This window comes from Clostridium sp. (assembly GCF_029258205.1).
GTDB lineage: Bacteria > Bacillota > Clostridia > Clostridiales > Clostridiaceae > Sarcina.
The window spans coordinates 1-26,581 of record NZ_JARHZJ010000004.1 but is presented as its reverse complement, the minus strand read 5'-3'; the positions used below and the strand labels follow the sequence as shown (position 1 = coordinate 26,581).

General features: G+C 27.3%; 24 protein-coding genes, 4 tRNA genes and 2 other annotated features. Of the genes, 18 read left to right on the top strand and 10 right to left on the bottom strand.

Annotated features, from left to right (window positions below; genetic code table 11):
• The first annotated feature begins 1 nt into the window (after window position 1).
• Entirely contained in the window at window positions 2–1,177 is a 1,176-nt protein-coding gene (locus Q1J60_RS00350; protein ID WP_300256976.1) for a transglutaminase-like domain-containing protein, read from the top strand.
• Window positions 1,178–1,365: 188 nt separating this feature from the next.
• On the opposite strand, the gene Q1J60_RS00345 is transcribed toward Q1J60_RS00350, so the two are convergent.
• Window positions 1,366–1,716, bottom strand: coding sequence for a tetratricopeptide repeat protein (locus Q1J60_RS00345; RefSeq protein ID WP_300256974.1), 351 nt, complete (start codon window positions 1,714–1,716; stop codon window positions 1,366–1,368).
• Between the two features lie 209 nt (window positions 1,717–1,925).
• Window positions 1,926–2,139, top strand: a binding site (T-box leader).
• Window positions 2,140–2,372: 233 nt separating this feature from the next.
• Here Q1J60_RS00345 and Q1J60_RS00340 point away from each other — a divergent pair.
• From Q1J60_RS00340 to Q1J60_RS00330, 3 genes are all read left to right on the top strand, one after another.
• Window positions 2,373–5,015: a valine--tRNA ligase gene (locus Q1J60_RS00340; protein WP_300256972.1), complete on the top strand. Its 2,643-nt coding sequence runs from the start codon at window positions 2,373–2,375 to the stop codon at window positions 5,013–5,015.
• A gap of 226 nt (window positions 5,016–5,241) precedes the next feature.
• Complete coding sequence (locus Q1J60_RS00335) at window positions 5,242–6,564, top strand: bifunctional folylpolyglutamate synthase/dihydrofolate synthase (protein ID WP_300257179.1); 1,323 nt, start codon at window positions 5,242–5,244, stop codon at window positions 6,562–6,564.
• 129 nt (window positions 6,565–6,693) lie between these two features.
• Window positions 6,694–8,253, top strand: coding sequence for a ClC family H(+)/Cl(-) exchange transporter (locus Q1J60_RS00330; protein ID WP_300256970.1), 1,560 nt, complete (start codon window positions 6,694–6,696; stop codon window positions 8,251–8,253).
• Between the two features lie 103 nt (window positions 8,254–8,356).
• Here the strand turns inward: Q1J60_RS00330 and Q1J60_RS00325 are convergent, their stop codons facing one another.
• The 3 genes from Q1J60_RS00325 to Q1J60_RS00315 all read right to left on the bottom strand — a co-directional run bounded on the left by Q1J60_RS00325 (window position 8,357) and on the right by Q1J60_RS00315 (window position 11,648).
• Window positions 8,357–9,772: an LCP family protein gene (locus Q1J60_RS00325; protein WP_300256968.1), complete on the bottom strand. Its 1,416-nt coding sequence runs from the start codon at window positions 9,770–9,772 to the stop codon at window positions 8,357–8,359.
• A 173-nt stretch (window positions 9,773–9,945) separates the two neighbouring features.
• On the bottom strand, window positions 9,946–11,052 hold the full coding sequence (locus Q1J60_RS00320) for an AI-2E family transporter (RefSeq protein ID WP_300256966.1): 1,107 nt from the start codon (window positions 11,050–11,052) through the stop codon (window positions 9,946–9,948).
• 65 nt (window positions 11,053–11,117) lie between these two features.
• Entirely contained in the window at window positions 11,118–11,648 is a 531-nt protein-coding gene (locus Q1J60_RS00315; protein ID WP_300256964.1) for a DUF4364 family protein, read from the bottom strand.
• Between the two features lie 107 nt (window positions 11,649–11,755).
• Here Q1J60_RS00315 and pdaB point away from each other — a divergent pair, with 107 nt between their 5' ends.
• Both pdaB and Q1J60_RS00305 read left to right on the top strand, forming a co-directional pair.
• Window positions 11,756–12,529: a polysaccharide deacetylase family sporulation protein PdaB gene (gene pdaB, locus Q1J60_RS00310; RefSeq protein ID WP_300256962.1), complete on the top strand. Its 774-nt coding sequence runs from the start codon at window positions 11,756–11,758 to the stop codon at window positions 12,527–12,529.
• A 115-nt stretch (window positions 12,530–12,644) separates the two neighbouring features.
• Window positions 12,645–13,301, top strand: coding sequence for a single-stranded DNA-binding protein (locus Q1J60_RS00305; protein WP_300256960.1), 657 nt, complete (start codon window positions 12,645–12,647; stop codon window positions 13,299–13,301).
• A gap of 41 nt (window positions 13,302–13,342) precedes the next feature.
• On the opposite strand, the gene dapD is transcribed toward Q1J60_RS00305, so the two are convergent.
• Window positions 13,343–14,053 carry a 2,3,4,5-tetrahydropyridine-2,6-dicarboxylate N-acetyltransferase gene (gene dapD, locus Q1J60_RS00300; protein ID WP_300256958.1) on the bottom strand — a complete coding sequence of 237 codons (711 nt, stop codon included), beginning with the start codon at window positions 14,051–14,053 and terminating at the stop codon, window positions 13,343–13,345.
• 179 nt (window positions 14,054–14,232) lie between these two features.
• Here dapD and Q1J60_RS00295 point away from each other — a divergent pair, with 179 nt between their 5' ends.
• Both Q1J60_RS00295 and Q1J60_RS00290 read left to right on the top strand, forming a co-directional pair.
• Window positions 14,233–14,769, top strand: coding sequence for a cob(I)yrinic acid a,c-diamide adenosyltransferase (locus Q1J60_RS00295; protein WP_300256955.1), 537 nt, complete (start codon window positions 14,233–14,235; stop codon window positions 14,767–14,769).
• Window positions 14,769–15,911, top strand: coding sequence for a pyridoxal phosphate-dependent aminotransferase (locus tag Q1J60_RS00290; protein ID WP_300256953.1), 1,143 nt, complete (start codon window positions 14,769–14,771; stop codon window positions 15,909–15,911). Before Q1J60_RS00295 ends, Q1J60_RS00290 begins: the two co-directional genes overlap by 1 nt.
• Window positions 15,912–16,152: 241 nt before the next feature.
• On the opposite strand, the gene dapB is transcribed toward Q1J60_RS00290, so the two are convergent.
• The 3 genes from dapB to Q1J60_RS00275 all read right to left on the bottom strand — a co-directional run bounded on the left by dapB (window position 16,153) and on the right by Q1J60_RS00275 (window position 18,864).
• A complete protein-coding gene (dapB, locus tag Q1J60_RS00285; RefSeq protein ID WP_300256951.1) occupies window positions 16,153–16,917 on the bottom strand; it encodes a 4-hydroxy-tetrahydrodipicolinate reductase in 765 nt (254 codons plus the stop codon).
• A gap of 72 nt (window positions 16,918–16,989) precedes the next feature.
• Window positions 16,990–17,865 (bottom strand): 4-hydroxy-tetrahydrodipicolinate synthase, encoded by an 876-nt coding sequence (dapA, locus tag Q1J60_RS00280; RefSeq protein ID WP_300256950.1) that lies wholly within the window; start codon window positions 17,863–17,865, stop codon window positions 16,990–16,992.
• Between the two features lie 21 nt (window positions 17,866–17,886).
• Entirely contained in the window at window positions 17,887–18,864 is a 978-nt protein-coding gene (locus Q1J60_RS00275) for an aspartate-semialdehyde dehydrogenase (protein WP_300256948.1), read from the bottom strand.
• Window positions 18,865–19,064: 200 nt separating this feature from the next.
• Between Q1J60_RS00275 and Q1J60_RS00270 the strand changes: the two genes are divergently transcribed.
• The 9 genes from Q1J60_RS00270 to Q1J60_RS00230 all read left to right on the top strand — a co-directional run bounded on the left by Q1J60_RS00270 (window position 19,065) and on the right by Q1J60_RS00230 (window position 23,178).
• The gene (locus Q1J60_RS00270) at window positions 19,065–19,337 is read left to right on the top strand and encodes an alpha/beta-type small acid-soluble spore protein (protein WP_300256946.1); all 273 of its coding nucleotides are present in this window, start codon (window positions 19,065–19,067) and stop codon (window positions 19,335–19,337) included.
• 51 nt (window positions 19,338–19,388) lie between these two features.
• Window positions 19,389–20,126, top strand: a complete 738-nt coding sequence (locus Q1J60_RS00265; RefSeq protein ID WP_300256944.1) for a class I SAM-dependent DNA methyltransferase — start codon at window positions 19,389–19,391, stop codon at window positions 20,124–20,126.
• 15 nt (window positions 20,127–20,141) lie between these two features.
• A complete protein-coding gene (hslO, locus tag Q1J60_RS00260; protein ID WP_300256941.1) occupies window positions 20,142–21,101 on the top strand; it encodes an Hsp33 family molecular chaperone HslO in 960 nt (319 codons plus the stop codon).
• A gap of 60 nt (window positions 21,102–21,161) precedes the next feature.
• Window positions 21,162–21,237: transfer RNA gene (locus tag Q1J60_RS00255), tRNA-Phe, on the top strand.
• A gap of 5 nt (window positions 21,238–21,242) precedes the next feature.
• Window positions 21,243–21,317, top strand: a tRNA-Gly gene (locus Q1J60_RS00250).
• A gap of 3 nt (window positions 21,318–21,320) precedes the next feature.
• Window positions 21,321–21,394: transfer RNA gene (locus Q1J60_RS00245), tRNA-Gly, on the top strand.
• A gap of 5 nt (window positions 21,395–21,399) precedes the next feature.
• A tRNA-Cys gene (locus tag Q1J60_RS00240) sits at window positions 21,400–21,474 on the top strand.
• 429 nt (window positions 21,475–21,903) lie between these two features.
• The gene (locus tag Q1J60_RS00235; RefSeq protein ID WP_300256939.1) at window positions 21,904–22,458 is read left to right on the top strand and encodes a hypothetical protein; all 555 of its coding nucleotides are present in this window, start codon (window positions 21,904–21,906) and stop codon (window positions 22,456–22,458) included.
• A 165-nt stretch (window positions 22,459–22,623) separates the two neighbouring features.
• Window positions 22,624–23,178: an NUDIX hydrolase gene (locus Q1J60_RS00230; RefSeq protein ID WP_300256937.1), complete on the top strand. Its 555-nt coding sequence runs from the start codon at window positions 22,624–22,626 to the stop codon at window positions 23,176–23,178.
• Between the two features lie 125 nt (window positions 23,179–23,303).
• Here the strand turns inward: Q1J60_RS00230 and Q1J60_RS00225 are convergent, their stop codons facing one another.
• Window positions 23,304–24,284, bottom strand: a complete 981-nt coding sequence (locus Q1J60_RS00225; protein ID WP_300256935.1) for an N-acetylglucosamine kinase — start codon at window positions 24,282–24,284, stop codon at window positions 23,304–23,306.
• Between the two features lie 256 nt (window positions 24,285–24,540).
• Window positions 24,541–25,236: a DUF6873 family GME fold protein gene (locus tag Q1J60_RS00220; RefSeq protein ID WP_300256934.1), complete on the bottom strand. Its 696-nt coding sequence runs from the start codon at window positions 25,234–25,236 to the stop codon at window positions 24,541–24,543.
• Window positions 25,237–25,371: 135 nt separating this feature from the next.
• On the opposite strand from Q1J60_RS00220, the gene ytxC reads away from it, so the two are divergent.
• The gene (gene ytxC, locus Q1J60_RS00215) at window positions 25,372–26,250 is read left to right on the top strand and encodes a putative sporulation protein YtxC (RefSeq protein ID WP_300256932.1); all 879 of its coding nucleotides are present in this window, start codon (window positions 25,372–25,374) and stop codon (window positions 26,248–26,250) included.
• Window positions 26,251–26,383: 133 nt separating this feature from the next.
• Window positions 26,384–26,503 (top strand) — a sequence feature (ribosomal protein L20 leader region).
• Window positions 26,504–26,581 lie beyond the last annotated feature (78 nt).

The window sequence follows — 26,581 nt, the reverse complement described above, 5'->3', positions numbered from 1 at the left end:
AATGAATTTTAACTTAGTAGATATAATTATAGTTTGTTCTTTTATACTGCCATTAGTAGTTGCTTACAAAAGAAAGTTTAATATTATTAGAATAAAAAAGAGCATAGAAGAATTGGGAGGATATATATCATTTTTTCTTGCTTTATACTTAAGTTTTATAGCTATAAAAAAGATAGATATAATAGAGAGGATGTTTTCAATTGCAGTTGTTGAATTCAATAATATTATATCTAATTTTAATATTTCACCGCAGGTTATAATGATATTAATAGTATTAGCTCTTACGCTTGTAATTTATTTTATAGTAAAAATTATACTTAAAATATTTAATTTTATTATTTTAAATCCAATACTAAGATGGTTAAAGAAAGAAGAGTCTAGAAGTGGTAAGGGATTTGGAAAAGTTGCAGCTTTAATAATAAACATACCAAAGTCTCTTTTTTATATGGCAGTAATTGCTTTAGTTATTGTTATTCTAGGAAGCAATGGTTTCTTAGGAGAGAAAATGGAAGGCTTAACTTTAACTTCAAAGGCATATGAGATTATAAATAGTAATAAGTACTATGCTGCTTTAAACAAAGAATATGAAGCTTTTCATGATGAATATAAAGATGTTATTAGTAAGAGTATATATCCTGTAGATGAAATTAATAAAGAGCCAATAAATGAAAAAGTGGTTGAAAGTAATGAAAATGTTATAAATCTTTATAATGGAGTAACTATAGAACAAGGTATAAAATCAAACGAAGCTATTGATAAAAAAGCTAAGGAACTTACTAAAAATACAAAAAATAGTAGAGAAAAAGCTAAAAAAATATATACTTGGATAAGTGAAAATATTAATTATGATTATGATAAAGCTAAAAATATAAGTAAAAAAACTTCACAGTATAAGTCTGGAGCTATTGAAGCTTTTGAAACTAGAGAAGGGATATGCTTTGATTATTCTTGTCTTTATGTTGCTATGGCAAGAGAAGCAGGTCTTAAAGTTAGAATGGTAACCGGAGAAGGCTTCAATGGAAAGGAATGGGGACCACATTCTTGGAATGAGGTTTATTTACCAGAAAAAAATCAGTGGATAACTATTGATTCTACCTTTGGTAAAGCAGGAAATTATTTTGATAGCAAAAAAAATAGTGAATCACATAGAGATGGAAAAATAATAGGTGAATGGTAAGATAATAAGCCATATGAAAATACAATAAAACTTACAAATATATTTTGGAGAGAATTAAATTTATCTTAATATTATTTGTAAGTTTTATTTAAGTTTTAGGGGAGATTAGATTTTTTATATATTTTTTAAAATCGAACTTTTACTTATGTAATTTTAATTATAAATGGGGATTAAGTGTGTTATAAATTTTATTTTGAGATTTTTGATAAAATTAAACTTATAGCTTTTTCACAATCATTATCTGCATTGTCTAATGCCCAAGCTAGATTAAAATATCTTAAAGCTTTAGAAGTATTATTTGTCATTGAATAACAATAAGCTAAGTTGAAAAAATATTTTGAATCTTGGTATAGATCTAAAGCTTTAGTTATCATTTCAATAGCTTTTTCATATTGATTTAGTTTAATATAGCAAACACCAGCGTTATAGTAACTATGGCATTTACACTCATCATTATCTAAAGCCTTTTTATAATAATTTATAGCGTCAGAATAATTTCTAGTATTGTATAATTCATTACCTTTAGAAAAGTTACTCATTTTTGACCTCCTAAATAATATCTATTTTAATTATTAACTTATTTTGGGATTATATTCACAGATTGAAAATATTGAATAATTTGATCAATGCGTAAATTATATGATTATATTTAAGACTAAAAATATTATAAATTTATATTATATTTGATTAGAGTTACTTGACATATGTTAAAATAATAGTATAAGATATATCTATAATTTAAATGATTATACAAACAGTGATAAAGAGGAGTAAAGATAGGAAGAGCTTTCAGAGAGGAAATCCTTGGGTGGAAGATTTCTAAGTTTGATATCTTGAAGGTAGCTTTTGAGTTTCTTTGGTGAAATTATTAAAGTAATCAAAGACGGCAAATTCAGTCGTTAATTTTAGAGAGCTCTTATTATGAGAGAAAAAAGGTGGTACCGCGAGTTTTCGTCCTTTTGTGGATGGAGGCTTTTTTTATTGCTTAAAACCACTTTAAGATAAAGGAATATTTTAAATTAGTGTTTGTTTCTATATAGAATTTTAATATAAATCTAAATGGCTAACTAAAATAAATATTCATTTAAAATAGATTATAAATAAAAATAATTGTTAAAAGGCATTTCAAGATAGCTTTTGGAATGTTTTAAATAAATACATAAAATTGTGTTTAAGTTTTAAGGAGGTAAGTCTAATGGATAATAAGAATATTTCTACAACGTATAATCCTAAAGAGTTTGAAGAAAGACTTTATAGCAATTGGCAAGAAAAGAAGTATTTTACTCCTGTAGTAGATAAGAGTAAAAAACCTTATACTATAATAATGCCACCGCCAAATATAACTGGTAAATTACATTTAGGTCATGCACTTGATAATACACTTCAAGATATGCTTATAAGATTTAAGAGAATGCAAGGATATTGCACTTTATGGTTACCAGGACAAGACCATGCTAGTATAGCAACTGAGGTTAAAGTTGAAAATGAACTTTTAAAAGAAGGTCTTTATAAGAAAGAAATGGGAAGAGAAGCTTTCTTAGAAAAAGTTTGGGAATGGACAGATGAATATAGAGAAAGAATAAGAGAACAACTTAAGAAAATGGGATGTTCAGCTGACTTTACAAGAGAAGCTTTCACAATGGATGAAAACTTAAGTAAGGCTGTAAGACACGTATTCGTTAAATTATATAAAGAAGGTTTAATATACCAAGGAAACAGAATAACTAACTGGTGTCCTAAGTGTCAAACTGCTTTATCAGATGCTGAGATAGAGTATGAAGAAAAGGAAGGAAACTTCTGGCATATTAAATACCCAGTAGTTGGTTCAGATGAATTCTTAGAAATAGCTACAACTAGACCAGAAACTTTACTTGGAGATAGTGCTGTAGCAGTTAATCCAAGTGATGAAAGATATTCTCACTTAGTAGGTAAAATGTTAAAATTACCTTTAACTGATAGAGAAATACCTGTAATCGCTGATGATTATGTTGATGTAGAATTTGGAACAGGAGCAGTTAAAATAACTCCAGCTCACGATCCTAATGACTTTGAAGTTGGTAAGAGACATAACTTACCACAAATAAGAGTTATGGATGATAGTGGTGTAATAAACCACCTGGGTGGAAAATATAAAGGCTTAGATAGATATGAAGCTAGAAAACAAATGGTTGCTGATTTAGAAGAGTTAGGATTATTAGTTAAAATAAAACCTCATACTCACAATGTTGGTACTCATGATAGATGTGGTACAGTTGTAGAGCCAATCATATCAAAACAATGGTATGTAAAAATGCAATCATTAGCAGATCCTGCTATAGAGGTTGTTAGAAATAAAGGAACTAAATTTGTTCCAGAAAGATTTGAAAAGACTTACTTCAACTGGATGGAAAATATTCAAGATTGGTGTATTTCAAGACAATTATGGTGGGGTCACAGAATACCAGTATTCTACTGCAAAGATTGTGGAGAAATAATGGTTGAATTAGAAGATCCAACTAAGTGCTGCAAATGTGGATCAGAGAACATAGAACAAGATAAAGACGTTTTAGACACTTGGTTCAGTTCAGCTTTATGGCCTTTCTCAACTTTAGGATGGCCTGATAGAACTGATGATTTAGAATTCTTCTATCCAACATCAACATTGGTTACAGGATACGATATAATATTCTTCTGGGTTGCTAGAATGATATTCTCAGGTATCCATAACATGGGAGAAACTCCATTTGATACAGTATTAATTCACGGTATCATAAGAGATGCTCAAGGAAGAAAAATGAGTAAGTCTTTAGGAAATGGTGTTGATCCATTAGAAGTTATAGATGAATATGGTGCTGATGCATTAAGATTCATGTTAGTAACAGGAAATGCTCCAGGAAATGATATAAGATATATTCCTGAAAGAGTTGAAGCTGCAAGAAACTTTGCTAATAAGATTTGGAATGCTTCAAGATTCGTTATGATGAACTTAGATAGAGAGCTTATGGATAAATACAAAGACTGTAAAGAATATAGCTTAGCAGATCAATGGATATTATCAAGAATGAACTCATTAATCAAAGAAGTTACAGAAAACATGGAAAAATATGAGTTAGGAATAGCTCTTCAAAAAGTACATGATTTCTTATGGACAGAGTTCTGTGATTACTATATAGAATTAGTTAAACCAGTATTATATGGTGATGATGAAAAAGCTAAGGGAGTAGTATTTAATGTGCTTTATACTGTATTAAATACAGGATTAAAATTATTACATCCAGTAATGCCTTTCATAACAGAAGAAATATATACTCACTTAAGTACAGAAACTGAATCAATTACAATAGCTACTTGGCCAGAATATGATGAAGCTTTAAATAACGAAAAAGCTGAGAAGGACATGACATTCATAATGGAAGCTATAAAATCATTAAGAAACTTAAGAGCTGAAATGAATGTACCACCTTCAAGAAAAGCTAAGGTTATGGCTTATGCTTCAGAGGAGGCTAAAGATGCATTCATAAATGGTGGAGCTTACTTAGAAAAGCTTGCATCTGCATCAGAAGTTACTTTCTTAGATAATAAAGATAACTTAGATAATAACTTAGTATCAGTAGTTGTTAAGGGTGGAGAATTATTCTTACCATTACTTGACTTAGTTGATAGAGAAAAAGAATTAGAAAGATTAAATAAAGAGAAAACTAAACTTGAGGGAGAAATCTTAAGAGTTGAGAAGAAGCTTTCTAATGAAAGATTCGTAAGCAAAGCACCAGAGGCTGTTGTTAATGAAGAAAGAGAAAAAGGTGTTAAATATAAAGAAATGTTAGAGGCTGTTCTAGAAAGAATACAAGCTTTACAATAATATTTAGCGTATTATTTTTTACTAGAATCAAAGAATTACTTAATTTCGTAAAGTATTTCTATTATTCTTACATAGATAATGAAACACTAATTACTCATTAAGATATTCTTTATGTTCTAGTTAAAAAATAAATATTTGCTAAATCTAGAGAGTGTGTTGATAATTAACTTTATTATGTTAGTTTGATACACACTCTATTATTATATTTAGGAGGGCTATAGGAATGATGAATTATGATGAAGCTATGGAATATATTGTTACTGCATCAAGGTTTGGAATGAATTTAGGATTAGATAGAATAGAAAAGATTTTGGAGTTTTTAGGGAATCCACATAAGGGTACTAAGTTTATACATATTGGGGGAACAAACGGCAAGGGATCAACTACTGCTATGATAAGTTCAGTTTTAAAGGAAGCTGGCTTTAAGGTTGGAATGTACACATCACCTTATTTAGAAGAATTTGAAGAGAGAATACAGATTAATGGTAAGAATATAAATAAAGATGATTTAGCAAATCTTATGGCAGACGTTAGAAAGGCTATAGACAAAGTTATAGAGCTTGGGTATGAAAGTCCTACTCAGTTTGAAATAATAACTGCTTTAATGTTTTATTATTTTTCAAAAAAGAAAGTAGATTATGCTATTTTAGAAGTTGGTTTAGGTGGAAGATTAGATGCAACCAATGTGGTTATTCCTGAGATAGTTGTACTTACTTCAATAAGTTTAGATCATATGAATATTTTAGGAAATACCATAGAGGAAATTGCAAAAGAAAAGTGTGGAATAATAAAGAAGGGTATACCTGTAATATCTTATCCACAAGAAGAGAAGGCGTTGGAAGTAATAAAACAGAGATGTAATCAATTAGGTTGTGACTTAGAGGTTGTTAATATTGATGATATAAAAAATATAGTTATAGATAAGAAAAATCATGTTCAGAAAATAGAAGTTTCAGTAGAAAATGAAATTTTAAAAATAGATTTAGGTTTACTTGGAGATCATCAAGTAAAGAATTTTTTAGTAGCACTAAAAACCATAAATAAGTTAAGAAATAATGGAGTAAACATAAGCAATAAGTCTATTAAGAATGGTTTTAAAAAAGTAAGATGGATTGGAAGAATGGAAGTGTTAAATGAGATTCCATTAGTTGTTATAGATGGAGCTCATAATATTGATGGAATAAGAAGTTTAAGAAATAGCATAGATAAATACTTTGATTTTAAAAATATAACATTAATATTAGGCGTTTTAGGTGATAAACAAGTAGATGAAATGGTAGAAGAAATAACTAAAGGAGTAGATAAGGTAGTTATAGTTGAACCACATAGTGATAGAGCAGAGGATATTGAAAATTTATATATTAAAGTAAAAAAATATGGGAAAGAAGCCTTTAAATTTAAGGATTATAAAGAGGCGTATAACAAAGCATATTATCTTACTAATGAGGATGACTTATTATTAATTTGTGGTTCTCTATATATGGTTGGAGATATGAGAAAAACCATAAGAAATAATGAAAATACATCATTAAGAAGTATAAAGTATTAGCCTTGAGTATATAAATTGTATTTAACTAGCTAAATTGTATTTAACTAGATAAATTAGAAAAATATAATTTGAACTATTGTTAATAAAAGATATATAATTTATTAATAGAATGTTATGGATGTGATTAATATGGATAAAGATAAAGAGATAAGTGGATTAAATAATTTAGAGTTTAAAATAATAGTGCAAGGAATATTAGTAGGAATAATTGTTGGAATTGTAATAATGATTTATAAAACAATAATAGGATTTGGAGTAAATGGATTTAACAAGTTATATTTATATACAAGAGAAAATCCAAAGCTTATAATTCCTTTATTTTTAGTTCTTATATTTTTAGGCTTTATAGTTGGAATTATAGTTAAAAAGAATCCTATGATAGGTGGAAGTGGTATTCCGCAGGTTGAAGGAGAGTTAAGTGGAAAAATAACTGTAGACTGGCTAAGAGTATTTAGAGATAAGTTTATTGGTGGAATAATATGTATGGCGTCTGGTCTTTCAATAGGTAAAGAGGGACCTTCAGTACAAATTGGAGCATCAATAGGAGAAGGATTTGCAAAAATATTTAAAAGAAGTGACTTTGAAAAGAGATTATTAATAACGGGGGGAGCAAGTTCAGGTCTTGCTGTAATATTTAATGCACCCCTATCAGGAGCTATATTTGCTCTTGAAGAAGTACATAGAAGTTTTTCTTTACCAGTTATGTTAGCTGCACTTTCAGCTTCTCTTACAGGAGTTTTTATAGATAATCTTATTTTGGGAAATGATTTTTGTATAAAAATACCGCCTATAAATTCATTGCCAATACAATATTATTGGACATTATTAATACTAGGAGCAATATTAGGGGGAACAGGATGGATTTTTAATAAAGGACTTTTAAAAACACAAGATTTTTATGTGAAGACTTTGAAAAAAATTCCTGTTGAATTTAAAACAATCATTCCTTTTGTTATGACTGGAATTTTAGCTTTAACAATTCCACAAGTAATTGATGGAGGAGATTCTTTAATTGAAAGTGTGATAGGAAATAATATTGCAATAAAGCTTTTAATAGTAATTTTAGTGATAAAATTTATATTTACGTTCTTTAGTTACTCATCAGGAGTTCCAGGAGGAATTTTCTTTCCTTTATTAGCTATAGGTGCTTTAGTAGGAGCTATATTTGGATTGTTTTTAAACAAGTATTTAGGAATAAGCGATTCTTTAATAGTTAACTTTATAGTACTAGCTATGGCGGCACAATTTGCATCTATAGTTAAGGCTCCTATTACTGGATTAATGCTTATAACAGAGATGACAGGTACTTTTAAACATTTATTACCAGTAGCTATAACAGTTACTGTGGCATATTTAGTTTCTGATATGCTTAATAATAAGCCTATTTATGAAAGTTTATTAGAGAAATTATTAGAAAGAATGAATATTAAGTTTAATGCTGGTACAAAGAAAAAAGAGATTTTTGATTTTGAAGTAAAGATTGGTTCTGAATTAGATGGGAAACTTATAAAAGATGTGAAATGGCCTGAGGGTAGTTTAATAATAACTATTTTTAGGGGATCAGATGAAATAATACCAAATGGAGAAGTTAAAATTCAGTCTGGGGATGTTTTAGAAATAATATTTAGTAAAGAAAAACAATCTCAGTATTATGATGAAATATCTAAAAAAACACATTGTCAAATGTGATTATTAGTAGATTTTTTTCTGTAATATTATATACATAATGATATAAAAAGAGAGTTATATAGAAATTTAAAGCTAATAAGTTTAGTTTCTATATAACTCTCTATTAGTTTTCTTGATTATTATTGTTTTCAGAAGAAGCATTTTTATCTGTAGATGGAGAGTTAGATGATTCTCCATCTACACCAACTTCATTATCTTCAGTTGGTTGCTGTGTTGGAGATTCGTGTGGAGTATTTGGCTTTTCTGAAATATTAGGTTTTTTAGTAGAATTATTATCAGTAGAACTATTTTCAATAGTTGGCTTACGAGAAGAGTTATGATTATTTCCTTGACTAGAATGTTTTTCTATTTTATTGTTGTTATTAGAATTATTGTTACTACTATTACTTGAATTGTTTTTAGGTTTTTCAAAATTTCCAGTAGTATTTATACTAGGTATATATTCATAATCAGGATGAGTAGTATCATCTTTAATATCATAGTCATTAAAATATTGTTCTATTATAGAGTTGAAGTTGCTAGTATCAGGCTCATAATTTTTATTATCGTTAAATATGAACTCTTGAAGAGCTTTTGATGTTTCAACTTTATCTATAACGAATACCCAACCTTTATCATTAAGAATTCCACCTTTTGAAATACTGTCTATAGGAACTCTAAATTGGTCTATTTCAAAATTGCAATTTTTACCTACATTTAAAGTTGTAAATCCATAATCCATAGCATTTCCTAAGGAAATATTAGTTTTAACATATGGGAATAGTTCATTAAGTAGAGAAACAAGTTTAACTGTTGACATATCTTTAATTTTTTCTAAAGCAACTTGAAGAATAGCTCTCTGTCTTTCAGTTCTTTCATATTCACCGTTACCAATTTTTCTAATTCTAGCATAAGATAATGCTTGATAACCATTAAGATTATAAGTGCCAGGTTGAGGAAGTAAATCTTTTTCAGAACCTCCACCATCTATAATATATTTATTAAGTTCATCAAGTTCATAATCTTTAATTGTTACTTCAATTCCGTTTATAGCATCTATGACATTAACAAAAGCACTAAAATCTACGATTATATAGTTATTTAATTTTATACCAAAATTATTTTGGATAGTTTCAATTGTTTTAGTAGGACCGCCATAAGCAAATGCATGGTTTAGTTTTTCTTCACCATGACCATCTATTTTTACTAGCATATCTCTCATCAAAGAAGTTACTTTTAATTTTTTATTGATATTATCTATTGTTAAGATCATTATGGAATCTGATCTAGATACATCTTCACCAGGTCTAGCATCACTGCTAAGTAAAAGAATATTTGTTACCCCAGAAATCTCTTTAAACTTAATATTTTCATCTACAGTATTAACTTTTGCAGGATCCGTATTTCCTTCATAGGATTGATTATAAAATCTAAAAACAAAAAAAACTACTATAGATGCAATTAATATAAGGATAATTAATAGGGAAAATATAGTTATTTTTTGTTTTTTACTAAAATTAAAGTGTTTATTTTTATCCATAAGTACTCCTTTTTATAATTTATTTAAACGTTTTAATTAGTATCTAAAACTTAATTATTTAATAATAACATAATAGTTACGTCTTAACATCATATTTAAATGATTATTAACAATTAGTTGAATAATAAAAAGATATAAAAATAAGTGGGATACTTTTATATATCCCACTTATTTTATTCACTTAAATTTTGTTTTTTATTTTCTAATCTGTATTCAATGAATTTCTCAGTATATATTTTTATTAATGCTATTATAGGAACACTTAAGAACATTCCTAAAACACCAAATATTCCGCCACCAACTGTGACAGCAAATATTATGAATAATGGAGAAACACCTACTTGATCTCCTAATATTTTTGGACCTAAGTACCAACCATCAAATTGTTGGAGTATAAATATGAATAAAAGAACCCATATTGCCATAGATGGTTGAACAATAAGTGTTAATAAAAATGCAGGAATCATTCCTATAAATGGACCGAAATATGGAATCATATTTGTTAATCCAACTATGAAAGAAATAAGTACTGCATATTGAGTACCCATTAATAATAAACCTATATAACAAAGTACACCTATTATAAGTGAATCTATAATTTTACCTATTATAAATCTACTAAAAATATTGTGAGCTTCTGCCATGAAACTAATAAAAAGTTCTGAAGATTTTTTAGATGGCATAACTGCAACTATAATTTTTTTACATCCTTTAATTAAAGTTTCCTTATCCATTAACATGTAGATTGAAATAATAAATCCAAATACAAATTTAACAAAGGATGAAGTTATTTTTATAGTTTGAGTTAACAAGCTACCTACTATATTAGATAGCAAGGTTGATGTCTTAGAAATAAATTCTCCAGCAGAAGTATTTAAGTGATTTAAATCTAAAGGAATATTCATATTCGCTAAGGTGCTGTTAATCCACTTTTCAGCAGAAGATGCATATTCACTAAGATTGCTAAATAATTCTGACAAACTATCAAATATTGTAGGAACAATAATAGCAATTAATATGTAAACACATATTATAACTAAAATATAGCTTATCATTAATGAAAAAGCTCTCTTAAGCTTAAACCTTTTTTCTATGAGCATCATGAGAGGATTTATTAAATAAGCTATACCAAAAGCCCAAAAAAATGGTGTTAAAACGGATAAAAATGGTCTAATACCTTCACCTAAAATACTCCTAATATTAAAAATTAACATGATTGAAAGTGTTGATATTAATATTAGTGGGAGCCAATTAAAGTGAAAATTATGTTTTTTAAACAATTATATTTTCCCCCTAAATTATATAAATTTTATAGCGATTTTTGCTAATAATAATAGCAGGATTATTAATCTTCTATAAGAGCATTAATTATTTTGTTATATATATAGGAAGAATTATTTTCCCATTTGTTGCAAATAGATTTTGCTTCAGTTTTGGAAGGAACGCTTACATTTAAATCAATTAGAATAGTATTATTTTCTATTGCTTTAAGATTTACTATGAAGGAACTGTCTTCTCCAACAGTATAATCAGCAGATATACTTAATTCTTTTTTTATTTTTTCAACGTGCTTGCGTACATATTCATCTATAAGCTTTAATTTGTTTGGAGATATTCTATCTTTGAAGAAGAATAGTACTTTATCTCCTTTTTCCGTAAGTACTATGATTTCTTTATTATCATCTTGTTTCTTATATTCTAAGAACTCAGAAGAAATTAATTCAGATACATATTGCTGTAACATAAAATAATTTATAAAACTATTTTCTAAAACTATATCTGTTAATTGTGTATTAGATATAGGATATTTTATGGATTTTATTATATATAAAAGAAGTAATTTATTCTCAGCTAATTCTAATGTGCTATCATACATTTATGTTTTCCTCCATAACTGTTTTGAAATAATAATCCTATTATACCATATATGTTTTAAGATAATAAAGTTATTTGATTAATATTAAATATCAAGGAGTGAATACTTTGAAAAATAATAATTTTTTTGTTTTTAAAAATTTTATTACTACTATTACTTTAATTGTGATAATTGCCATATTTACATTGCCTAGTAATGTTTTTGCAAAAGTTAATAAGCCGATTCATTGTGTGGATAGAGAGGATAAAAAAATTTCTCTTACTTTTGATGTAAATTGGGCAGAAAATGATTATTTATATGAAATTTTAGATTTATTGGATGAAAATAATATAAAAGCTACATTTTTTGTAATGGGTAAATGGGTAATATATCCTGAAGGTAATAAGGAAAAGTTAGTAGAAATTTATAAAAGAGGACATGAAATAGGAAATCATAGTTATGTACATCCTGATTTTAAGAATATAGGAAAAGATAGAATCATTGAAGAGGTTAAAAAAACAGAAGAAATAATAGAAAAGGAAGTTGGAGTAAAGACAAATTTATTTAGATTTCCTAGTGGTTCATATAATCAAGAAAGTTTAAGCATTGTTGAAGGGTTACAATACAAGAGTATCCAATGGGATGTTGATAGTGTTGATTGGAAGGGAGAGAGTAAAGAGAAGGAGTATAAAAAGGTAATTAATAATGTAAAAGGTGGGTCAATACTTTTATATCATAATAATGGTAAATATACTGTGGAGAATCTCAAGGAAATAATTCCAAAACTAAAATCACAAGGATATGAATTTGTTAAAATAAGTGACATAATATATGAAAATAATTATGAAATAGATGACAATGGAAAACAATTGTTAATTAAAACGAAACAAAATAATGGTTGAAATCGTTGAACAAAATGTATTATAATGGAAATAGTTATTAAATATACAGATAAATATAAAAAACATATTAAACTTATATGATTAAACACTAATGGGGAGAGGGGTTTAGGTTAAAATGGATAATTTAATGTTAAACAACAAAATTTATTTAGAAGGAACTGTAGTTTCAGAATTAGAGTTCAGTCACGAAATGTATGGAGAGGGTTTCTATACATTTAACTTAGAGGTTATGAGATTAAGTGATTCAAAGGACTTATTAAATATTACTGTATCAGAGAGATTAATAACAACTATGGATTTAAAAATTGGAACTGAAATATTAGTTGAAGGGCAATTAAGAAGTTATAACAAATTCATAGATGGAAATAATAAGCTTATTTTAACAGTTTTTGCAAGGAATATAGAATACTGTGAAGAAAGAAGTAAAAATCCTAATGAAATTTTCTTAGATGGATTTATTTGTAAGGAGCCAGTTTATAGAACAACTCCATTTGGAAGAGAAATTGCTGATTTATTATTGGCTGTAAATAGATCTTATAATAAATCAGATTATATACCAACTATAGCATGGGGAAGAAACTCAAGATTCTGTAAAACATTAGAAGTGGGGGATAATATAAGAATTTGGGGAAGACTTCAAAGTAGAGAATATCAAAAGAAAATATCTGAAACTGAAGTTGTTAGGAAAATAGCATATGAAGTTTCAATTTCTAAAATGGAAAAGGTAGCTGGTGAATCAGAACAAAGTGAATCAGGTGAAGAAATTTCTTAATAAAAAAATGCCATGAGAATAAATCCTCATGGCTATTTTTATTATTTTCTTAAATCATCTAGTATTTCTGTTTTATCTTTAGTTTTTTCATCAACAGATTTAATTATTTTAGCAGGAGTTCCAGCTACAACTACGCCAGCAGGTACATCTTCAACTACAACTGATCCAGCAGCAACAACAGCACCTTTTCCTATTTTAACACCTTCAAGAATAACGGCGTTAGCTCCTATTAAAACATCGTCTTCTATTATACATGGAGTTTTGCTAGGTGGTTCTAAAACACCAGCAACAACAGCTCCAGCACCTAAGTGAACTCTTTTTCCAAGTTTTCCTCTAGCACCAATAACAGCGTTCATGTCTACCATTGTACTTTCGCCTATTTCAGCTCCTATGTTTATGACAGCACCCATCATTATAACAGCGTTATCTCCAATTGATACTCTGTCTCTTATTATTGCGCCAGGTTCGATTCTAGCGTTTATGTTTAAAAGGTCTAACATTGGAATAGCTGAATTTCTTCTATCATTTTCAAGTCTAAAGCTTACTATTTTATCTTTATTTTCTGTTAAGAAATTAGCAACTTCATCACTTTCTCCAAATAATACATAGAAATCATTATTTCCATAACATTCTATTGAACCTAATTCTACACCTTCTAAGTTACCTTTAAGATAAACTTTAACAGGAGTTGATTTTTTTACTTCCTTTATGAATCTAGCAATTTCATATGGATCTGTAAAGTTATAACTCATATTAAATTACATCCTTTCTATTTATAATGCATTTTGTTTATATATTTATTAAAATATAATATACAATATAAATTATTATAAACAAAAATGATTATCAATAAAAGAGAAAAACGTAAAATTTATATTATTTAATAAATAGATAATATATTATAAAATATAATTCAAAGGAGTGATAAAATATGACAAGACTTAAAGAAGGATATGTTCAAGTATATACTGGAAATGGAAAAGGGAAAACTACAGCAGCAATGGGATTAGCTTTTAGAGCTGCAGGTGATGGTATGGAAGTAAAGGTGGTTCAATTTCTTAAATCATGGAAAACAGGTGAGTTAGAATCTGCTAAGAAATTTGATAATTTAGAGATATTAAGATTTGAAAAGGTAAAAGGTTTTACTTGGGAATTAAATGAGGAGCAATTAGCTCAGTTAAAATCAGAGGTTAGAGTAGGATTTGATTTTGTAAAAGAACTAGTTAAAAATAGAGGATGTGATATATTAATTTTAGATGAGATAATGGCTTCAATTTCTGGAGGTTTTATAGGAGAAGATGAAGTTTTAGAGTTAATTGAAAATAAGCCTAAAGATATGGAATTAATACTTACAGGTAGAAATGTACCAGAAAAAATAATGGAAAAAGCTGATCTAATAACAGAGATGAGAGAAATTAAGCATTATTATAAAAAAGGAGTTCCAGCTAGAGAGGGGATAGAATTTTAATGAATAAAAATGTTATTGGGGTAGAAATATCAGGAATAAGAAAATTCTATAATGAGGTTGTAAAATTCCCAAAAGCGATATCATTAACTTTAGGACAACCAGATTTTCCTGTTCCAGAAAAAGTTAAAGGAGCTATGATAAGGGCTATTGAAGAGGGAAAAACAACATACACAGCTAATGCAGGTATAGTTGAACTGAGAGAAGAAATATCAAGTTTATTAAAGAATACTTTTGATATTGATTTTAGTAAGGATGAAATAATTATAACTGTAGGTGGAAGTGAAGGGTTATATGCAGCTATGACAGCTGCTTTAAATCCAGGAGAGAAGGTTTTGGTTCCGTCAATTGCATATCCAGCTTATGAAAGTATAAGCAAAATAATAGGATGTGAAGTTATAAATTACGATTTGAATGAAGATTTTTCAGTTAATATAGAGAGTTTAAAAGAAGGGATAAAACAAGGTGGAAAACTTTTAGTACTTTCTTATCCATGTAATCCTACAGGAGCATTACTTAGTAAAAAAAGTAGAGATGAGTTAGTAGAAATTATAAAAGAGAATGATATATTAGTATTAACTGATGAAATTTATTCATCACTTTGTTTTGAAGAAGAGTATTACTCTGTAGCTCAATGTAGAGAGATAAAAGAAAAATTAATATATGTAAGTGGATTCTCTAAGATGTTTTCAATGACAGGCCTTAGAATTGGCTATGTAGCATGTACTAAGGAAATATATGATCAAATTATAAAAGTTCATCAATATAATTCTTCATGTGCAACATCTATTTCTCAATGGGGAGCCTTAGAAGGATTAAAATCTTGTATGAATGATGTTGAAAATATGAATGAATCTTTTAAAGAAAGAATGAATTTTACCTATAAAAGATTAATAGATATAGGATTGGAAGTAGAAAAACCTAAAGGAGCTTTTTATATTTACCCTAATATAAGCAAATTTGGATTAACATCAGAAGAATTTTGCCATAGATTACTTGAGGAAGGTGGAGTTGCCTGTGTACCAGGAGATGCCTTTGGAAAGGGTGGCGAAGGATACATTAGAATATCTTATTGTTATAGTAAAGATGAACTTGAAAGAGCTTTAGATAAATTAGAGGCTTTTGTAAAAAGTCTAAAAAAGTAAGATATGTTTTAGATAAAATATGATTTAAAACAGTAAAAAATAAATTATATAAAATTACATTAAAAATAAAACTTATAAATAGTATTAAGAGAAGTTAAATAATTCTGAAAATATATTTATAAGTTTTATTATTTTACTTTGTTTAAAGTTAACTTTGATTTCTTAGATATATTTAAATCTACACATATAAATTAATGATATTTTAAAACAAAGTATGTTTCAATGTTTTATGAAATTTTTATTAGAAGTTTAGTTGTAAAACATCATCCATTGAGTATTTTCCAGCTTTAGTTTTATCAGCCATATATTCGCATGCTTTTAAAGCACCTATAGCAAAAACATCTCTTGAAATAGCTTTGTGATTTATTTCTATAACTTCACCATCACCAGCAAAAATAATTTCATGATCTCCTATTATTCCGCCGCCTCTTACTGTATTTACACAGATTTCATTTTTTTCTCTTTTAGCAATTCCTTCTCTTCCATAAAGTAATTTTGTTTCTTCATTAAGAGAGTCTTGAATAGTATGAGCTAATAAAAGGGCAGTTCCACTTGGAGCATCAACCTTTTGATTATGATGTCTTTCTACAAGTTCTATATCAAAGTTTTCATAAAGAACTGGAGCTACTTTTTTTAATAAATTATTTACTAAATTAATACCTATGCTCATGTTAGCAGATCTAAAAATAGGAATTTCTTTTGAAGATTCTTCTATAAATTTTAAATCTTCAGGAGTGTATCCTGTTGAACATAGTATAAGTGGTTTCTTAGTCTTCTTTGAAAATTCTACTAAGCTTTTTAAAGCATCAGCTCTTGAAAAATCTAATAGTACATCATATTCAACATTACAATCTTCTGGTTTTGCAAAGATTGGGTAAGATCTTTGAACTTTAGTGTTATTATCTATACCAGCAACTATTTCAACATTAGGAAATTTTGTTTCAGCTAAGTTTGAAATTACGCTACCCATTTTTCCTGAACAACCATTTAATATAACTTTAACCATAATTGGTACCTCCGATATTAGTTTTAAATAAGCATAACCATATAAAGGCGATTATGCTTATCATATAATATATTATTTTATCAAACCATTAACTTTTAAGTTTTCTTTTAGTATCTCTAAATTAGAATCTTCCATTTCACACAAAGGTAATCTTAATGGTCCACAGTTAAAATTCATTAAATTCATAGCTGTTTTAACTGGGATTGGATTTGTTTCTATAAATAAAGAATTTGCTAATGAAAGATATTGAAGTTGAAGATTGCGTGATTCAATAACTTCTCCTAAGAAATATTTTTCACATATATTGTGAGTTTCTTCAGGAAGAATATTTGCTAAAACTGAAACCACACCAGCTCCACCTAAAGATAAAATTGGAACTATTTGATCATCATTTCCTGAATAAATAGCAATTCTATCACCACATAATTCAGCCATTTTAGCTACTTGTGAAAGATCTCCACTAGCTTCTTTTATAGCAATTACATTATTTAAATCTGAAAGTTTATCAAGCATTAATGGAGTTATATTCATTCCAGTTCTTGATGGAACATTATAAAGCATAATAGGAATACTTATTGCATCATTTATAGCACTAAAATGAGCATATAATCCTTTTTGAGAAGTTTTATTATAATATGGAGTTATTATTAATACCATATCAGCGCCAACTTTTTCAGCATATTGGCTTAATTCTATTGAAGCCTTAGTATTATTTGTTCCAGTTCCAGCTATTACAGGAACTCTTTTATTTACAACTTCTACAGAGAATTTTATAACTTCTTTCTTTTCTTCTAAAGTCATAGTAGAACCTTCACCAGTAGTCCCACAAACTAAAATAGCATCAGTATGATTTTTAATGTGCCATTCTAATAATTTTCTTAGCTCTTCATAATTAACACCATCTTCAGTAAAAGGTGTTATTAAAGCTACACAAGATCCTTTAAACATAGGTATTACCTCCAAAATAAATTATTTTTCATCTATAAGTATTTCAGCAATTTGAATTGCATTAAGAGCTGCCCCTTTTCTTATATTATCAGCCACAACCCAAAGGTTAAGACCATTATCTAAGCTAAAATCACGTCTTATTCTTCCAACGAATACTTCATCTCTTCCACTAAGTTCAAGTGGAGTAGGATATTTTAAGTTTTCTAAATCATCATGAACTATTATTCCATTTGAATTATTAAATAAATCTATAACATTCTCAAGTTCAAATTCAGAATTAAGTTCTACATTGATACTTTCACTATGGGCATTTAAAACTGGCACTCTAACTGTAGTGGCAGTTATTCTTAAGGTATCATCATGAAGTATTTTTTTTGTTTCTTCAATCATTTTAATTTCCTCTTTTGTATATCCATTATCTAAGAATACATCTATATGAGGAATTACGTTACCTAATATAGGATATGGGAATTTTTTTGTAGTTCCTTCTTGTAAATCTAATATACCTTGAATTCCAGCTCCTGAAACTGCTTGGTAAGTTGAGTAAACTATTCTTTTTATACCGTATTTATCATATAGTGGTTTTAAAGCTACTATAGCTTGAATTGTAGAACAGTTTGGATTAGCAATAATACCTTTATGCCATTTTACATCCTCTGGATTTACTTCAGGTATTACTAAAGGAACTTCTTTATCCATTCTCCAAGCACTACTATTATCTATAACTACTGCTCCATGTTTTGCGAAAATAGGAGCAAATTCTAAGCTTACACTTCCTCCTGCTGAGAATAATGCAAAATCTATTTTCTTGTTTTTAATATTAGATTCGCATAATTCTTCAACTAATACATCTTTACCTTTAAATTTTAAAGTTTTTCCCGCTGATTTTTTTGATGCAAATAAATATAATTCTTTAACTGGGAAATTTCTTTCTTCTAGGATTTCAAGGAATTTTCTTCCGACATTTCCTGTTGCCCCAACTATTGCTACATTGTACACAATATCCCTCCTAAATATAATCTTAATATATTCTATTTATATATATTAAATATAGTTCAATGACAAACACTTTATCAAGTATATTTTAAGATTAATTTGAAGGATTTGAGTAAGTTAACTTTCAAATTTGATAAAATATGAATATTTAAGCTTATAGTGGGAATAATAGTTTTAAAATAAACTTAAGGTAGGGGAAGAATATGAGCAAGACACCATTAAAAAAAATTATAAAAGGAAAAATAAAAACTAACAAGGAATTAACACCAGCAGAAAAATTAAGAGAAAAAATGAAATATGAAATAGCTGAAGAATTAGGATTAAGTAATAAGGTTGATAAATTTGGATGGGGAGGATTAACTGCTGAAGAAACAGGAAGAATTGGTGGGTTAATGACTAAGAGAAAAAAAGAACTTAAATTACCTAGCAATGATGAAATACTAGGTAGGAAAAAAACTCACGTTGACGAAAAATAAAAAAAGTATATAATTTTTAGGTAGAATAATATATGGGGGATTTTAATTATTATGAAGAGTTATAAGATGATGGCAAAAGTGTATGATGAACTTATATATGAAGATGTAAACTATGAGAACATAGCACAATATGTCTTATCTAAATGTGATAAGTATAATATTAATAAAGAAATGTATTTAGATTTAGCCTGTGGCACAGGAAATGTTGGTGTTTATGTAGGAAAATCCTTCAAAGAAAATTATTTTGTTGATCTTTCACAGGATATGCTTATAGAAGCAGATAAAAAGCTTAGAGAAAATAGAGTTAGAGGTAAGATAGTGTGTCAAGACATGTGTGAGTTAGAGTTAAATAGAAAGTTTGATTTAATAACATGTGTTTTAGATTCAACAAATTATATTTTAGATGATGAAAGTGTAGAAAAATATTTAAAAGGGGTATATAATCATTTAAAAGAGGATGGTTTATTTGTATTTGATATAAATTCATACTATAAAATATCAGAAGTGTTAGGCAACAATGTTTACACGTATGATAGTGAAGAATTATTTTATGCTTGGGAAAATATTTTTGAAGATGAAATAGTTGAAATGAATTTAAATTTCTTTGTGAAAGATGGAGAAAAGTATGAAAGATTTACAGAGGTTCATGAAGAAAGAGCTTATAAGGAAAGTGAAATAGAAAATATTCTTAAAGTAATAGGCTTTAAAATAGAAGAAAAGCATAATGGTTACACAGAAGATGAATTGACACGAAATACTGAGAGAATAGTTTATATAGTAAAAAAATAACGGAGGGATTAAATTATGAGTGATAAATTAATAAGAGCTATAGCTAAAGATGGTATGATAAGAATATTTGCAGCAGAAACTACAGAATTAGTTAATGAGGCTTCAAAAATACATGATTGTACACCTACAGCAGCTGCTGCTTTAGGAAGAATGTTAACAGCAGGAACTATGATGGGAGCAATGTTAAAATCAGATAAAGAGGTTGTAACTTTACAAATCAATGGTGGAGGAATGGCTAAAGGAGTTACTGTAACTGCTTATTCAGATTGTAGTGTTAAAGGATACATAGGAAATCCACATGTTGATTTACCTTTAAACACAGAGAATGGTAAATTAAATGTTGGAGAAGCTATTGGTAAAAATGGTGGATTAACAGTAATTAAAGATTTAGGATTAAAGGATCCATATGTAGGACAAGTTCCTATATATAGTGGAGAAATAGCTGAGGATTTAGCATATTATTTTACAGCTTCAGAGCAAATACCTTCAGCGGTTGCCTTAGGAGTATTAGTAGATAGAGATCATTCAATAAAAAAAGCTGGTGGATTTATAATTCAATTATTACCAGGTGCTGATGAACTTTTAGGTGATCTATTAACATATAGATTAGATGAGATTCCTTCATTAACTACAATGTTATCAGAAGGAAAAACAATAGAAGAAGTTATAGAATTCATTTTTGATGGAATGGATTTGAAAATATTAGAAGAAGAAACTCCAAAATATAAATGTGATTGTTCAAGAGAAAAAGTAGAGAGAGCATTATTAAGTATAGGATATAAAGATTTAAAAGAATTATATGATGAAGGTAAGGAAGAGGAATTAAAATGTCACTTCTGTAATAAATCATATAAGTTTACAAAAGAAGATATAGGAAAATTATTAGAAGAAAAAGAAAAATCTATTGCTGATGAAGTTTCAGAAGAAATGAAAAAAGCAGAAGAGAAAGAAATAGAAGAAAAAAATAAAAAATAAGTTGACAAATTAATTTTAAGTTAATATAATAATAAATGTCTTGAAAAACTCAAGGCGTTTGGCTCGATAGCTCAGTCGGTAGAGCAGAGGACTGAAAATCCTCGTGTCGCTGGTTCGATTCCTGCTCGAGCCACCATTATTGCGGGAGTGACTCAATGGTAGAGTGTCACCTTGCCAAGGTGAAAGTTGCGAGTTCGAGTCTCGTCTTCCGCTCCAAATGCGGGTGTAGTTCAATGGTAGAACACCAGCCTTCCAAGCTGGATACCCGGGTTCGATTCCCGGTACCCGCTCCATATATGGCGCTATAGCCAAGTGGTAAGGCAGAGGTCTGCAAAACCTTTATTCCCCGGTTCAAATCCGGGTGGCGCCTCCATAAAAACATCTATAAGAAACCTTATAGATGTTTTTTTGTTGTTTTAAAATAGTATTAATTTATTGCATATAACTATGCATAAACAATAATTAGCAACTTCTTTTTGGAATTTGATAAACTTTTCAATAATAAAAATACATCCTACAAATAAGATTATAAATTTGCAGTAAATGTTTACTAATAATTTAATAAAGTATCAATAAAATTTCTTTAAAAGCATATAATATATTAAATTATAACTTACAGTATAATATGTTTTATTTTATAAGAAAAGTAAATTAATATTTTGATAATTTAATATTATTATAAATAATTATTCTAATATTAAAATGACTAACTTGTAAATATGTTGGAAATTAGGATACATAATGTATTAATTATATTTTAAATAGATATAATATAAAAATAAACTTATTAGGAGGAGTAATGATGTTTTTAGCTATTATAATTGTTTTATCTTTATGTTTAACTTATTTAATTCTAAGGAATAATCAAGAAAACAATAAAAATAAATCAAACATAAATAGTGGATGGAAGATAACTCCATATTTAAGTTTAAGAATAAGTTCCTTTGAAAGTAGAATTGATTTAGAAAAGATGAGGTTAAAGGAATTAATAAAAAATACTATAAAGTTAATGGATAAAAAAGTTGATTTTATAAATTGTAATGGTGAAGGGTTTTATATAAAAAGTAAAGATGAATTAATATATATAGAATTTTTATTAGAAGATAAAAAGATAGTAAAAAATAAAGAAAGTGTTTTCTTAAAAAATAATGAGATAATAAATTTAGAGCTATATAATATAATAAGAAAGACTATTGGGAAATATGTATGGTTTTGGGAAGAAGAATTTGTAAATCCAATAGAAAGTAAATTTAATATAAAATTTTCAAGTGGAAATATAATTATGAAAATTAGTAAAGAAAATAAAATGATTTTTAATAATGGTGAGGAAAATAATATTTTAAAAAATGAATCTTAAGACTAAAGAAAAATTAATCATATTTTTAGGATAGACATAATGAGAACTTTATATTTATTCTTTTTATGTGTAAAATTAAATTAGCATAGTTAAAAATATAGTTATATTTTAATTTGCATTAATTTAAAGCCTAATTATAAATGAAAATGTGAGAGGAGCATTAAGATGAAAATAAAAGATATAAAAAAATTAACTGATTGTAAGTTTTTAAACTTATATAAATTAGATATTGAGAATAAGGTTGGAAATTCTAAGGAATATTTTATAGCAAGTAGAAGAACAGAAAAAGATTTAAGCTGCGTTATTAATAATCATGATAAGGCAGATGGAGTTATGATAATTCCAATAACAGAAAATGATGAGTTTGTTTTGATAAAGCAATTTAGACCTGCTATAAATGATTATATATATGAATTCCCAGCTGGACTTATAGACAATGGAGAAGATGCAATAAAGGCTGCTACAAGAGAGCTTTTTGAAGAAACTGGACTTTTAGCTAGTGAAAGCGAATGCTTAATAAAGCCTAGTTATACTTCAGTAGGGATGTCTGATGAGTCTATAGCTGTGGTTAAAATGAAGGTTTATGGAAATATTTCAACAGAGAATTTAGAAGAAAACGAAGAAATAGAAGTTATTAAAGTGCCTAGAAAAGAGGCTAAAAACTTTGTTAAAGAAAATAATGTATCAATAAAAACTGCATTAGTTTTAAATTTTATGTAGATTCTAAGTAAATTAAAGGAGCTTTATGAAACTCTAAGATAAAATTTATAAATGTATTAAGATTTTCTCTTAACACTATTTATAAGTTCTATTAATGAGTTGTTTTCATAAGGCTCCTTTTAAAATTATACTAAAATTTCTTTTTGTTCTTTAGCTAAATTATCAACTACACCATATGGAATTTCTCCTCTGTGAAGTTTTAAGGCATTTAATGCAGCACCTTTAATTGGTGGAAGTATAGGTGCTGTTAGATTAAATGCGGTATAGTTATCTTGAAGATAATTTCTTAATGGTTCTAAGATAAATTCTTTTGAGTTGAATACACTACCAGAGTAAGAGATGTTTAATACTCCTGTAAACTCAAGTTGACTAGTTATTCCATTTACCATTAGAAGACATTCTTTAGCAGCTTGTCTATAAATATCTAAGGCATATTTATCACCTTTAAGAGCAGCTTTATAAACTAACATTGCAAGTTTAGCAACTTTAGTTCTATCTTGTTTATATTCGTCCTTTATAAGGAATATTAAATCAAAATCATTTTCTAGTTTTAATTCATTTTTAAATATATCATAGAGAACAGTTCTTTCTAATCTATGATCAGATTGTTTTCCAAAGATTTCAATCCCTTTTTTAGCAATCCAATATGCAGATCCTTCATCACCACATATATATCCCCATCCGCTAGTTCTTACTGTTTCTAAATCAGTAGTTATACCAGATGCAATGGCTCCTGTTCCTAGAATTAAACATATTCCAGGTTTACCAGCTAATGAACCAGCTAAGGCAACTTCTATATCGTTTCCACAAGAAAATTTATTTTCTCCTAAGATTTCAGCTACTATATAATTCATTTTTAATTTTTCGTTTTCATTTTCACCATAAGCAGGCAAACCTAAAAATGAGTAACTAAGATCATTTCTGTATATATTAATTTCGCTACAAATTTTATCAATACCCTCTTGAATACCTTTTCTGAAACCATCAAAACCTACTTGATGGATATGACATGTACCACTAGTATGAGTTGATAAAACCTCTCCTAAATGGTTTATAAGCATAAATGATGTTTTGGTTCCACCTGCATCAATACCTAAATAAAACATACTTTTCCCCCTTTTAATACATAGTTGTAATTACCACTTAAATTTATTTTACTATAGTATTAATTGTATAATCAATGGGCATGGAAAAGTATGAATTGAATTAAACAATAATTCAGAAAATATTAAATTTATCCAATTGTTATTTGAAAAAAGATATATTGAATTTGTAGCAATAAATGTGATAAATATAAAAAAATAATATTTATATGCTATTTTATCAACATTTATTACTATTTTGAGTAAAATATAGTGATTGTTAAATAGTTAATATACTACCTCTATCTATTAATTTACCATTAGAAAGATAAATTGGTTCAACATCATATTTTAATAAAAAATTTTTAATCTCATTTCCATAAGAATGATTTTCTAAGTTACCAAAGAAGGCCATTTTATTTTTTGAAATTAATCCGCAAGTTCCACCTATAAAACCATAATTCAAACCAGGAAGAGAAATATCACCACTAGGAATTAATAAGATATCAAAACCATAAGGTTTTAAGGCTTTACAAATTCCTTTATCAGAAGTTATTAAAGCTTTTTCAGAGACTATAGCAATAGAACATTTAGAATATCCTTGCTTTATATTTATTAAATTTTTTTCTTTTACTAATTCAATTAGTTTAAGGTCAGTAAATTTTAGATTGTGTATAAAATCATTTTTTAAGTTTACAGCATTTAAAATTACATTTCCGGGATATTTATCTTCTAAGTTGTAAGAGCTTTTTATAATATTTAATTCTTTGGGAATAGAGTTAAACAATTCTTTAGAAGAATCTTTAGCTAACAAGAGAGTGTTTTCATTAAGTACATTTATTTGTATATCTGGATGACCATTTATAGCATCATATAATTTAGGGTGTTTTGGTACCTTAATTATATTAATATTTAAATCTTTTAGTTTTTTTTCTTCTAATTCTGAAATTCTATAATCAACAAAACAAGTTCTCATAATAATCTCCTTATTCAAAAGTTTTATATTTTAATTTTACTAAAAAAATAAATAAATTGTCGATTAATGAATTTATATTTTTGAATATTAGATATGAATTAATACATACTAAAAGTAGAGAAAGGAGTGAGAAAAATGCTTCTAATGACATTATGTTGTGAGGACGAAAAAAAATTAATAGAGGACATACAGAGTATAAAAAGTGTTTTAAAAAGTAAAGGAATTGTAATTGGTGTGTCAGAAAGTATCTCATGTGGAACTCACTTCGTTAAAATATACTATGAAAATAGTAACTTTGATGAAAAGGTAAGAGAGACCATAATGTTATATATAAGTAATGTTATCTATAATGTTATAATAGAACACTATAGAGAAAAGGAAATGCTTCATTATATGAATGAAAATTATTTCTTTTTAAAACATGATGAAATATTGGAAATAGATTTAATCATAAATAAAATATTAAAAGGCGAGAAAAAGATTTGTTCTGATAAAGATTTTTATTGTTTAAATAAAGTTAATGATATTATAGAGAATATAAAAGAATTTATATTAGAAAATGATTATATAAACATAGAGGGTTTTATAACATTTAGAATGAAATCTTTATTAAAGTATATAGAATGTATTATAGATAAAGTAGTAGAAGATTATATGATTGAAAAAGAATATAATGAATTTATAAAACTATTAAAGTATTTTGTTGGTATACAAGATTGTAAATTGGAAGAAGTAAATATAATAGTTCAGAGAAATGGATTATATGAGGTTAAAGATTCCAAAGGACTTGATATCTTTAAGGAATTTTTAAATGAAATTACAGATATGGCTGAAGAAGGAATAATAAATACAGAAGATATTATTATTAGTGGTTTAATAACTAATTCACCCAAAAAAATAAAAATATATAATGAAGAAGATTGTATTAATAAAGAATTTATTCAAACTATAAAAAGTGTTTTTGGTGAAAGAGTAGAAGAACATAGAAGTTATAATGATATTCTAAAAAAATAAATTCTTTAAATTACAAAAATCATTAAGGTGATTAAAATACTAGGTTATTTGTTAAAGATATAAAACTATTATTTTATTTAAAAGAAATTAATGAATTGTGTTGACAATAAAAAAGAATAATGATAAGATAACTGATGTCAAGAAGAAACAGCCGTTTCTCACCTTACAGCTATTAATGCTAGTTTGGTCATGAATTTTATTACATTTGATTTTGGTAATAGAGGACGGCTTAAAACCGTCCTTTTTTATTTATATATTTGTGTTGGCTAAATTCTATCGGAGGTGAACAAGATTAGTAAAAATTTTGCAATCAATCAAGAAATAAGAGAAA

What these genes read in the sequence shown, in the direction of transcription:
- Q1J60_RS00350 (WP_300256976.1), top strand. Translation starts at nt 2, where the DNA reads ATGAATTTTAACTTAGTAGATATAATTATAGTTTGTTCTTTTATACTG.
- Q1J60_RS00345 (WP_300256974.1), bottom strand. Translation starts at nt 1,716, where the DNA reads ATGAGTAACTTTTCTAAAGGTAATGAATTATACAATACTAGAAATTAT.
- Q1J60_RS00340 (WP_300256972.1), top strand. Translation starts at nt 2,373, where the DNA reads ATGGATAATAAGAATATTTCTACAACGTATAATCCTAAAGAGTTTGAA.
- Q1J60_RS00335 (WP_300257179.1), top strand. Translation starts at nt 5,242, where the DNA reads ATGAATTATGATGAAGCTATGGAATATATTGTTACTGCATCAAGGTTT.
- Q1J60_RS00330 (WP_300256970.1), top strand. Translation starts at nt 6,694, where the DNA reads ATGGATAAAGATAAAGAGATAAGTGGATTAAATAATTTAGAGTTTAAA.
- Q1J60_RS00325 (WP_300256968.1), bottom strand. Translation starts at nt 9,772, where the DNA reads ATGGATAAAAATAAACACTTTAATTTTAGTAAAAAACAAAAAATAACT.
- Q1J60_RS00315 (WP_300256964.1), bottom strand. Translation starts at nt 11,648, where the DNA reads ATGTATGATAGCACATTAGAATTAGCTGAGAATAAATTACTTCTTTTA.
- Q1J60_RS00305 (WP_300256960.1), top strand. Translation starts at nt 12,645, where the DNA reads ATGGATAATTTAATGTTAAACAACAAAATTTATTTAGAAGGAACTGTA.
- dapD (WP_300256958.1), bottom strand. Translation starts at nt 14,053, where the DNA reads ATGAGTTATAACTTTACAGATCCATATGAAATTGCTAGATTCATAAAG.
- Q1J60_RS00295 (WP_300256955.1), top strand. Translation starts at nt 14,233, where the DNA reads ATGACAAGACTTAAAGAAGGATATGTTCAAGTATATACTGGAAATGGA.
- Q1J60_RS00290 (WP_300256953.1), top strand. Translation starts at nt 14,769, where the DNA reads ATGAATAAAAATGTTATTGGGGTAGAAATATCAGGAATAAGAAAATTC.
- dapB (WP_300256951.1), bottom strand. Translation starts at nt 16,917, where the DNA reads ATGGTTAAAGTTATATTAAATGGTTGTTCAGGAAAAATGGGTAGCGTA.
- dapA (WP_300256950.1), bottom strand. Translation starts at nt 17,865, where the DNA reads ATGTTTAAAGGATCTTGTGTAGCTTTAATAACACCTTTTACTGAAGAT.
- Q1J60_RS00270 (WP_300256946.1), top strand. Translation starts at nt 19,065, where the DNA reads ATGAGCAAGACACCATTAAAAAAAATTATAAAAGGAAAAATAAAAACT.
- Q1J60_RS00265 (WP_300256944.1), top strand. Translation starts at nt 19,389, where the DNA reads ATGAAGAGTTATAAGATGATGGCAAAAGTGTATGATGAACTTATATAT.
- hslO (WP_300256941.1), top strand. Translation starts at nt 20,142, where the DNA reads ATGAGTGATAAATTAATAAGAGCTATAGCTAAAGATGGTATGATAAGA.
- Q1J60_RS00235 (WP_300256939.1), top strand. Translation starts at nt 21,904, where the DNA reads ATGTTTTTAGCTATTATAATTGTTTTATCTTTATGTTTAACTTATTTA.
- Q1J60_RS00230 (WP_300256937.1), top strand. Translation starts at nt 22,624, where the DNA reads ATGAAAATAAAAGATATAAAAAAATTAACTGATTGTAAGTTTTTAAAC.
- Q1J60_RS00225 (WP_300256935.1), bottom strand. Translation starts at nt 24,284, where the DNA reads ATGTTTTATTTAGGTATTGATGCAGGTGGAACCAAAACATCATTTATG.
- Q1J60_RS00220 (WP_300256934.1), bottom strand. Translation starts at nt 25,236, where the DNA reads ATGAGAACTTGTTTTGTTGATTATAGAATTTCAGAATTAGAAGAAAAA.
- ytxC (WP_300256932.1), top strand. Translation starts at nt 25,372, where the DNA reads ATGCTTCTAATGACATTATGTTGTGAGGACGAAAAAAAATTAATAGAG.